We start from the raw sequence: 8,932 nt of genomic DNA on the forward strand, positions 1-8,932 counted from the left end.
GCCCCAGAAGTAGTACTGGAACGGTGACAGCGACACGTGCACGCCCAGCCGGGCCGCTCGGTCCATCTGCGCGCGGCTCGCTCCGCCCAGGTGCTCGATCCGCCACCGGTGATCGGTGCCGGTCAGGCCGTGGCGCTGCAACGCCGCCTCGTAAGCGTCCAGGGCCAGCTCGACGGCCAGATCGCCGTTGGAATGGAACGACATCTGCCAGCCCGCGGGCGCGGCCTTGTCCAGAATCTCGTCCAGCTGCGATCGGGTGTAGTTCAGCGAACCGGTGCCGCCCGCGGTCGCCGGGTCGATACCGGCGCGCCGAGTCGCCTCGGTATCGAGGTAGGGAAACGACGTCGCCGCACTGCCCACCCAGACCGCACCGTCGGTCCAGAGTTTGACGCCGGCCTTGCGCAGCATCTCGTCGCCGGCGGCGAAGGTCTCGGGCTCGGTGTAGGTGTCGGTGGTCGACATCTCCCACAGGTTGACCCGCAGCGGGCACGATGTGGTGGCGGCCAATGTTTCGTAGTCGTGTTCGGTCTGCGGGTCGTAGGCCATGTCCGAGGTCGTGGTGTACCCGGCGCGCGACATCGCCGCGAAGAACCCGGCGCCGCTGAGCAGCGGGCTGGGCATCTCGGCGATCAACGGCGTCATGACCGCGGTGAGCACCGGCACTTCGAATCCCTGACCGTCGAGCGAGCCGTCCGGATTGCGGCCGTAGTGACCGCCGTCGGGGTCCGGTGGCGGGTTGTCGGACCAGCCGTACCGCTCGATGAGCGCGGTGTCGAAGTAGATGCCGTGCGCGGAGTTGTCCAGGACCACGGCCACCCGATCACCGAAGATCGCGTCCAGGTCCGATGCTGTCGGTGCCGCGTGTTCCTGGAGCAGTGCGTCGAACCCGTTGAACACCAACGGCGTCGACGGGTCGGTCGCAGCGATGGCCGCTGTGAACACGGCCACCACATCGTCTCAGGTCGGCGCTACCCACGGGGTGATCTGCGCGATGGGTGGTTGGGTGAGGACCCCGCCCAGGAACGGATGCCCGTGCGGTTCGACGAACCCCGGCAGCAACGCTCGCGCGCCGGTATCGATGACCTCGGCGTCCGGGGCCACCGCCGACACGCACTCGGCCAGCGACCCGACCGCGACGATGCGTGAACCCGACACCGCGACGGCGTCAGCGCGGGGGCGGTCCTCGTCCATGGTGATCACGGTGCCTGCGGTGAGAATGAAATCCGACACAGCCAACTCCCTCGCTTGTGGTGTTCGAGGCGGAGAAGAATTCGGCCGACCGTGGACACCGATTCGGCGGCAACAAAGGTCGGAAATGCTGCTGACCAGCCCAGGCTATTCCCTGAGGGCTACCGGCGGAGAGGGCGACACGCGTGTCCGATCGCAGATCGAGCGGGCCCCTTAGACGTCGGCGCCGTGTCGAGCCGAGCGGTCGCGCATGCCGGTTCCGGACACGTTTATTCGGCGGTTCGCCCTGGCTCCGGCAGCTCGGCGTAGAACTCGCGCAGTGCGGCCGTGACGCTCACGAGCACGCGGTGGGCGGCCGTCAGGTCGCTGTCGGGCAGGGCGGACAGCGCCTCGCGGGTGCGGGAACCGAGTGGTCCGAAGAATCCGGCGGCGACCGACATGCCGTGGTCGGTATAGGTCAGGTTGACCCGCCGTCGGTCCGCCGGATCGGGCACGCGGTCGAGGTGCCCGGATTCGATCATGCGCTCGACCAGGTAGGTGACGGCGGGCGCGGAGACGCCCATCAGCTTGCTCAGCTGGCCCGCGCTCACCGGTGAGCCCTCGGCGTCGGCCGTGGCGACGTGCATCAGGGCGCGAAAATCGTTCGGGCGCAGGTCGTTCGATCGCGCGAAGACATGACCGATCTGTTCGGAGATCGCGGTCAGCGCACGCAGATCCCGGGCGATGCCGGTCTCGAGCGCTGTCCGGTCGGCGGCCGGGTTCGTGTCGGCGGTGTCGTCATCCACGCGCGGCCTCCTCTCTGTCCGACAGGCAGCTTAGCCGTCGGAGCCACCGGCATTGCCAATTAGTTAAGTTTCTGAAATAGTTTCGGCGTGATGCGAGTGAGTGACGGAAACGGTTGGGACCGGTTCGCCGGGCTGGTCACCGGTCGGCGATCGTGGGCGGTACTGCTCGCTGTCGTCGCGGCCGCCATGGCGGTGATGGCGCTGGCAGGGAGCAACGACAGCGCGGGCCAGGCCCCGGTGTCGTTGCCTCGATCGGCGGAATCCGCCCTGGCCGCCGAGGCTGCGGCACGGTTTCCCGATGCCGGAACCGCCGCCGCGATCATGGTGGCGACCCGCGACGACGGCGGTCCGCTGACACCGGCCGATCTCACGGCAGTGGACGCGGCGCTCACCCGCGCGGGTGGTTCGCCGACCGACGATCCCCGGGTGATGCTCGCTCCCGACGGGCGAGCCGCGCTCGCCCAGATTCCGGTGTCCGCACAGCTCAACGGCTTCGCGCTCACCGATCGGGTCGACGAACTACGCGCCGCCGTCAGCACCGATCTACCCGATGCGCTGCGCGTGCAGATCACCGGCGGACCGGCCTTCGGCGCCGATATCGCCGACTCCTTCTCCGGTGCGAACTCGCTGCTGCTCATCGTCACCGCGATCGTGGTGATGGCCCTGCTCATCGTCACCTATCGCTCGCCGGTGTTGTGGCTGGTGCCGTTGACGGTGGTCGGGCTCGCCGACCGCGTCGCCACCAGTGTCGGCACGCTCCTGGCCGAGCTCACCGGACTCGCCTTCGACGGTTCGACGTCGGGCATCACCAGCGTGCTGGTCTTCGGTGCGGGAACGAACTACGCGCTGCTGTTGGTATCGCGGTATCGCGACGAACTGCATCGCCACACCGATCATCGAGTGGCCTTGCGCGCCGCGGTGCGCCATGCCGCGCCCGCCATCGTGGCCAGCAACGTCACCGTTGTGCTGGCTCTGCTGACGCTGTTGCTGGCGCTGCTCCCCAACACCCGCAGCCTCGGCGCGTTCGCCGCCGCCGGACTCGTGGTGGCGCTGATCTTCGTGCTCGCCGCGTTGCCGCCGGCGCTGGCACTGTGCGGTCGGCGGGTCTTCTGGCCGTTCGTGCCGAAGGCGGACGGTCGCGACGCGGCCGAGCAGGGCGTCTGGGCGGTCGTCGCGAAGCGGGTGGTGCGCCGCCCTGCCGTCGTGGCCGGGGCGGCCTCGGCGGTGCTGATCGTCTTCGCGACCGGGCTCGCGACCACCGATATCGGGCTCTCGCAGACCGAGCAGTTCCGCGTCGAGGCCGAGTCCGTCGACGGGCTCGACACGATGGCCGACCACTTCCCGTCCGGCTCGTCGGATCCCGCCGTCGTGATCGCGCGCAGCGAAACCACCACCCGGATCCAGTCGGCCCTCGACGGCGTGCAGGGCATTTCGCGCGCCACCGCTACCGGTAGCTCCGCCGACGGTGCGACACGGTGGTCGGTCGTTCTGGAGGCGCCGCCCGGCTCGGCGGAGGCGTTCACCACCATCGAGGCGATCAGGACGGCGGTCGGCACCGTCCCCGGCGCCGAGGCCCTCGTCGGCGGCACGGACGCCGAAGCACTCGACATCCGCGACGCCGCCCGCCGTGACCAGGCGCTGGTCATTCCGCTGATCCTCGCCGTCGTGCTGCTGGTGTTGCTGGCACTGCTGCGCGCGGTGCCCGCCGCCGTGCTGCTCGTCGGCGTCACGGTGCTCAGCGCGCTCGCGGCGCTCGGTGCGGGCAGCTGGATCAGCGGCACGATCTTCGGCTTCCCCGCCCTGGACACGAACGTGCCGCTGTTCGGCTTCCTGTTCCTGGTCGCGCTGGGGGTGGACTACACGATCTTCCTGGTCACCAGGGCCCGCGAGGAAGCGGGCGCGCACGGCACCACCCAGGGCATGGTGCGCGCGGTCGCCTCGACCGGAGCCGTGATCACCAGCGCCGGTGTGGTGCTGGCCGCGGTGTTCTGTGTGCTCGGTGTGCTGCCGTTGATCACCCTGACCCAGTTGGGCATCGTGGTCGGGATCGGCATCCTGCTGGATACGTTCGTGGTGCGCACGCTGGTTGTCCCCGCGCTGTTCGCGCTGCTGGGCGACAAGGTGTGGTGGCCCGGATCGCTCGCGAAAGCCGAAGCGGCACAACCTGCTTCGACCGAAGCGGTGGCCGTGGACTGAGCTTCGCGGTGAAATCGGCGGACTCCGCTGCGTCGTCGAACATTGCGCGGAATCGGCGCAGGCGTGCGGGAGAATCGCGGAATGCGTATCCGAATCGTGGGGACACGGCTGCCGGGGTCGTCCTGTCGACCGCCCGGGATCGAGACGGCGTACTCGAACATTCATGTCGGCGTGCAGCGCAGGAACCGGCCACAGGAGCTGCTCGACCTACAGCGTGGTGATTCGGAAACCGTCACGTGGACGGTCGAGTGCACTGTCCACGAGACCGACGTCCGAGGGCCCTACGTCCAGGGCCGACCGGGGGGAGCGGTTCCTCTACCTCAGCTGGGTCAGCGACGATGACACCGCAACGCTCACGATGTTCCGGCGCGCCAAGCTGATGCTCGCCGACGTTCCCGCAGAGACGCTGGCGGCCGCGACCGAATCGGGCGTGCTCGAGGCTCGTCTCGGCCTCACGGACACGACCGGAAACCCGTTGTGCGCGAGGGTGGAACCCGCGTCGATCCGCTGGGCTGCCGTGACCTGACCACAGCATCTACCCGCGGTGCTGACGTGCGCCACACTCTGTCGGACCGCGGTGGCAGGATGCGAAGGGTGGGTGACAACTTCGAACGGATCGTCGATCTCGATGTGGCCGCGGCGGATGCCGAGGCGTCGGCCGAGGCGACGATCGACTGGATGGTGTCGCGGGGGTGGCTGCTGCGGGAGACCTCGGCGGACGCGATGTACAGCCTCCACGTCGACGAAGGGTATGTGGCAGGGCCCGCGTGGGCGGAGATTGCCCAGGATTGGGGCGCCGAGTGGATTCCCGCCCCGGTAGGGGTCATCGTCGGCCGCCACGCCCACTACGGCGGCCAGGGCGAGATCGCCCCGGCTGGCGCGACGTGCCCGAGCTGCCGGGCAAGCACGGTGATCATCGACTACCCGCAGGCCTGGGAACCTGATCCCGCAGTGTGGCAACCGTTTTCGGACGCGATCGAAGGGTGGGAGCAGACGGGCACCGGTGCGGTGGCATGCACCGCGTGCGGTACGGCCGGCGCGATCACCGACTGGCAATGGCCGTGGGGCTTCGCCCTCGGCGCCCTTGCCTTCGACTTCTGGGGCTGGCCACCGCTGACCGACGAATTCATCGCCGAGTTCACCGCCCGGCTCGGCCACCGCGTCGAGCACCACACCGGCAAGTTCTGAGCCGTGTTCGGTGCCGCGGGTCACAGTCGCCCGATCGCGGGCATTCCTCTCGGCACAGTGCGCACGATCTCACCGGTGGGGAGTGGCCCACGGTGAAAATTCGGCGCTCACTAGCATCGATGCAGCGGAAGTATCGATGAACCCAGAGGACGTGTGTTGACTACCGAACAACTTGATCGCTGGAACGCTCAGGAAGCTGCGGCGGAGGCGATGATTCCCATCATCGGGACGTTGTACCGCAGCAAGGGTGTGACGATTCTGCTGCACAGCCGGTCGCTGGTGAACAAGTCGGTGATCAGCATCCTGCGGACGCATCGGTTCGCGCGCCAGATCGGCGGCGAAGAGCTGTCGGTGGACGAGACCCTGCCGTTCCTCGAGGTGATCAGCCGGCTGGATCTGGGGCCGTGCAAGATCGACCTGGGCCAGCTGGTGATGGCGTTTCACGCCGACGAGCGGGGCCTGTCGGTCGAGGAGTTCACCACCTCGGTGCTGGCCGAGGTGAGCGACGGCAACAAGGCCGTGTCGCAGGGACCGCGTGATGTGGTGCTCTACGGGTTCGGGCGGATCGGGCGGCTGGTCACCCGGCTGCTGATCGAGAAGGCCGGGTCGGGCAACGGGCTGAGCCTGCGCGCGGTGGTGGTGCGCAAGGGCGGCGACGACGACCTGGCCAAGCGGGCGTCGCTGCTGCGGCGCGACTCGGTGCACGGGCACTTCAACGGCACGATCAAGGTCGACACCGACAACGACACGATCACCGCGAACGGTAACGTCATCAAGTTCATCTACAGCGATGATCCGACGACGATCGACTACACCGCCTACGGCATCGACAACGCGATCCTGATCGACAACACCGGTCGCTGGCGTGACCGCGAAGGCCTGGAGCAGCACCTGCGTCCCGGCATCGCGAAGGTCGTGCTCACCGCGCCCGGCAAGGGCGACGTGCCCAACATCGTGCACGGCGTCAACCACCGCGACCTGGACCTGTCGCAGCAGATCTTCTCCTGCGCCTCCTGCACGACCAACGCGATCGTGCCGCCGCTCAAGGCCATGGACGACGAGTTCGGCATCGTGCGTGGACACGTGGAGACGGTGCACTCGTTCACCAACGACCAGAACCTGCTGGACAACTACCACAAGGCCGATCGTCGCGGTCGTTCCGCGCCGTTCAACCTGGTGCTCACCGAGACCGGCGCCGCCTCCGCGGTGGCCAAGGCGATGCCGGACTTCAAAGCCAAGATCACCGGCAACTCGATCCGCGTTCCCACCCCGGACGTCTCCGTCGCGATCCTGAACCTGCAGCTGAAGCAGGACACGACCAAGGAAGACGTGCTCGCGTACCTGCGTCAGGTATCCCTCGCGGGCCCGTTGAGCCGCAACCTCGACTACACCGCCGCCACCGACGCGGTCTCGAGCGACTTCATCGGCTCGCGGGCGGCCTCGATCATCGACGCCAACGCCACCATCGTCGAGGGCGACACCGCCATCCTCTACGTCTGGTACGACAACGAATTCGGCTACTCGTGCCAGGTGGTGCGGACCGTGCAGTACATCTCGGGCATCGAATACCCGACCTACCCGCAGCTGGGTGCGCAGTCCGACGTGCGTGAGCTCACCGACGCGCGATAGCGGCCCGCCGGCAAGGCGGGCATCTGGTCGGTGACCAGGGCCCGCCTGCCTCGTCGACTCGGTGGCAGACCGCGCGACCCGACCAGCACCGCTTGTCGGCTCGCGCGTTGTTGTGCATACTGGCGACATGACATCGAGTCGAAAGGGCGTTCTGCGCCCGGGCCGTTGAGCCCCACGCCGGTCATCGAACCGGCTTCTGCCCCGCGTGAACGCGGGGGATTCACCGAAAATCAGCAGTCTTCCCGTACGTCCTACGACGATGCGCGCCTCGACCTCTGGTTGCGTGTGCGCGAACTCGCTGTGCCGTCCGCCATGATCGAGGCCGCCACCGCACGGCGGCTCGTCGGTGACTGGTCGGGGGCCTGCGCCGCCGCGCACGTCGATCTCGATGTGGATCTGCGGACGTTGGCGCGGACCCACGGTCGAGGACTCGCCGCCCGGGTGCGGGCCGACCTGCGATATCTGGCGCCGGACCTGTTGCGCTGGCATCTACCCAGAATCGCGCCGGACGGTCTGTTGCGACCCGGGTTGACGATGGTGCTGGCTCGGTACGAATCCGGGAGCATCGCCGGCCTCGACAGCGCGGCCGGTGACGTAACGCAGTGTGACGGTGCGGATTCCGTGTATCTGGTGGTCCGTACGCCACCGGCCTGGGCGGCCGCCGGACAGTGGATCAGCCTCGCGCTGTGGGACACGGCGAGCGCCGCGACCAGCGCGCGCATGCACCCACACCCCCGACCCAGCAGTCGCTACCGGCTCGATCTGCACCGTCACCTGTGGGATTCGCGCAGGGTGGGGGAGTTGCGGACCCGTTCTGGTGCAGGGCAATTCGCTGCCCAAGGGTTTGCGGCAGGCGACGACCCCAGGGATTCTGTGTCCGCAACGGCGCCGCCGGGTTGCGCCGTCGACCGGTGGGCGGACGAAGCGGGGATTCTGCTGCGTGCCGAGGGGCGCCGGTCCGGGTTGGTATCGGTGCGGTGTGGTGCGCGCAAGCGGCTCGTGTTGGACGTGCGTGCGGAGGACCCACTCGCCGTGCGGATTTCGAGGGAACACCCGCGTGGCGGAATCTCCGCCCTCCCGGTCCTGCCCGACGCGGCGACCTGGGTGCTCCCCGACCTGGAATTGCTGCGCGCGGGCGTGATCGCCGCCGATCGACTGCATCCGCTGGTCGCCTCGGCGCTCGGCTGTGACGGCGCGCCGACCGAGACTTCCGGGACCACCGCCGCCGGTCATCGGATCGTGGAGTGCCGGGGCGAACGTCATCGGATCGGGTTGGTGAACGGGATGCTCGCCGCCCTGGATCACGACCCCACCGAGATCCGGCGTGAAGAACTCCTGGCGGCCCTGACCGGAACACCGATGCCCTGCCTCCAGGCCATCGACCGGTCACTGCGCCAACCGGATTGGCTCGTCGGTGTCTGCGACCGCCTGGACCACGGCGATATCGACGGCGCCCTCACCATCGTCGAAGCCCAGCTCGGCGCGGACGCGACGCTGCGCGACGGACCACTTCGCGACGCACTCGAAGCCGCTGTACGGCAACGGATTACCTATGGTCTGTTCCGGGCCGGTCTACCCGCACCCGGTCGCGGCCACGTTCTTCCCGACCGTTACGACCGCAAGGGTCGTCGCGCACGTCCGAAACGCCTGGCCTTGCGCTGAGTTGGCGTCCAGGCCATCAGGGCCACGCCTTGTCTCGCTGACAGGTGGGGTCGTGTGGGCCTGGTACGACCGGCTGATCCGCGGGTCGCCGGGACCTCGCCTCGACCGTGGATTCGTGCGGCCTTCGCGCCGCCGACCTCGTACTTCATCGACAGACCCCGAGGGCGGGCTCGCTCCGCCTGAGCTCGCCCATCGAATTACCACCCGCCGGTCCGGATGGGGTGGTTCGGCCGGTCGTGATGTGGGTGCAGATATCTCACCCACGACCACGAGCGCGGTACGTC

General features: G+C 68.6%; 9 protein-coding genes. 6 read left to right on the forward strand and 3 right to left on the reverse strand.

Annotated features, from left to right (window positions below; all coding sequences use genetic code 11):
- The 3 genes from ACFWF3_RS13860 to ACFWF3_RS13870 form a co-directional block, all read right to left on the reverse strand.
- Positions 1-942 (reverse strand): amidohydrolase family protein (locus ACFWF3_RS13860; RefSeq protein WP_379313956.1); only part of this gene is annotated, 942 nt, incomplete at its 3' end.
- 15 nt (positions 943-957) lie between these two features.
- Positions 958-1,230, reverse strand: coding sequence for a hypothetical protein (locus ACFWF3_RS13865; RefSeq protein ID WP_379313957.1), 273 nt, complete (start codon positions 1,228-1,230; stop codon positions 958-960).
- A 227-nt stretch (positions 1,231-1,457) separates the two neighbouring features.
- Positions 1,458-1,973, reverse strand: coding sequence for a MarR family winged helix-turn-helix transcriptional regulator (locus ACFWF3_RS13870; RefSeq protein ID WP_378988854.1), 516 nt, complete (start codon positions 1,971-1,973; stop codon positions 1,458-1,460).
- A gap of 90 nt (positions 1,974-2,063) precedes the next feature.
- Here ACFWF3_RS13870 and ACFWF3_RS13875 point away from each other — a divergent pair, with 90 nt between their 5' ends.
- The 6 genes from ACFWF3_RS13875 to ACFWF3_RS13900 all read left to right on the forward strand — a co-directional run bounded on the left by ACFWF3_RS13875 (position 2,064) and on the right by ACFWF3_RS13900 (position 8,648).
- A complete protein-coding gene (locus ACFWF3_RS13875) occupies positions 2,064-4,169 on the forward strand; it encodes an MMPL family transporter (protein WP_379313961.1) in 2,106 nt (701 codons plus the stop codon).
- 81 nt (positions 4,170-4,250) lie between these two features.
- Positions 4,251-4,511, forward strand: a complete 261-nt coding sequence (locus ACFWF3_RS13880) for a DUF5990 family protein (RefSeq protein ID WP_379313958.1) — start codon at positions 4,251-4,253, stop codon at positions 4,509-4,511.
- Entirely contained in the window at positions 4,423-4,695 is a 273-nt protein-coding gene (locus ACFWF3_RS13885) for a DUF5990 family protein (RefSeq protein WP_379313962.1), read from the forward strand. The genes ACFWF3_RS13880 and ACFWF3_RS13885 overlap by 89 nt, the downstream gene beginning before the upstream one ends.
- 59 nt (positions 4,696-4,754) lie before the next feature.
- Complete coding sequence (locus ACFWF3_RS13890) at positions 4,755-5,357, forward strand: hypothetical protein (RefSeq protein ID WP_379313959.1); 603 nt, start codon at positions 4,755-4,757, stop codon at positions 5,355-5,357.
- A gap of 210 nt (positions 5,358-5,567) precedes the next feature.
- Entirely contained in the window at positions 5,568-6,986 is a 1,419-nt protein-coding gene (locus tag ACFWF3_RS13895; RefSeq protein WP_378989131.1) for a glyceraldehyde-3-phosphate dehydrogenase, read from the forward strand.
- Positions 6,987-7,151: 165 nt separating this feature from the next.
- Positions 7,152-8,648 carry a hypothetical protein gene (locus ACFWF3_RS13900; RefSeq protein ID WP_379313960.1) on the forward strand — a complete coding sequence of 499 codons (1,497 nt, stop codon included), beginning with the start codon at positions 7,152-7,154 and terminating at the stop codon, positions 8,646-8,648.
- The last annotated feature ends 284 nt before the right edge of the window (positions 8,649-8,932 follow it).

The organism is Nocardia sp. NPDC060220 (genome assembly GCF_042727815.1).
In the GTDB taxonomy this organism is placed as follows: Bacteria; Actinomycetota; Actinomycetes; order Mycobacteriales; family Mycobacteriaceae; genus Nocardia.

Bases quoted from the DNA above. Each gene is read 5' to 3' on its own strand.
- ACFWF3_RS13875 (WP_379313961.1), top strand. From the start codon at position 2,064: ATGCGAGTGAGTGACGGAAACGGTTGGGACCGGTTCGCCGGGCTGGTC.
- ACFWF3_RS13880 (WP_379313958.1), top strand. From the start codon at position 4,251: ATGCGTATCCGAATCGTGGGGACACGGCTGCCGGGGTCGTCCTGTCGA.
- ACFWF3_RS13890 (WP_379313959.1), top strand. From the start codon at position 4,755: ATGCGAAGGGTGGGTGACAACTTCGAACGGATCGTCGATCTCGATGTG.
- ACFWF3_RS13895 (WP_378989131.1), top strand. From the start codon at position 5,568: ATGATTCCCATCATCGGGACGTTGTACCGCAGCAAGGGTGTGACGATT.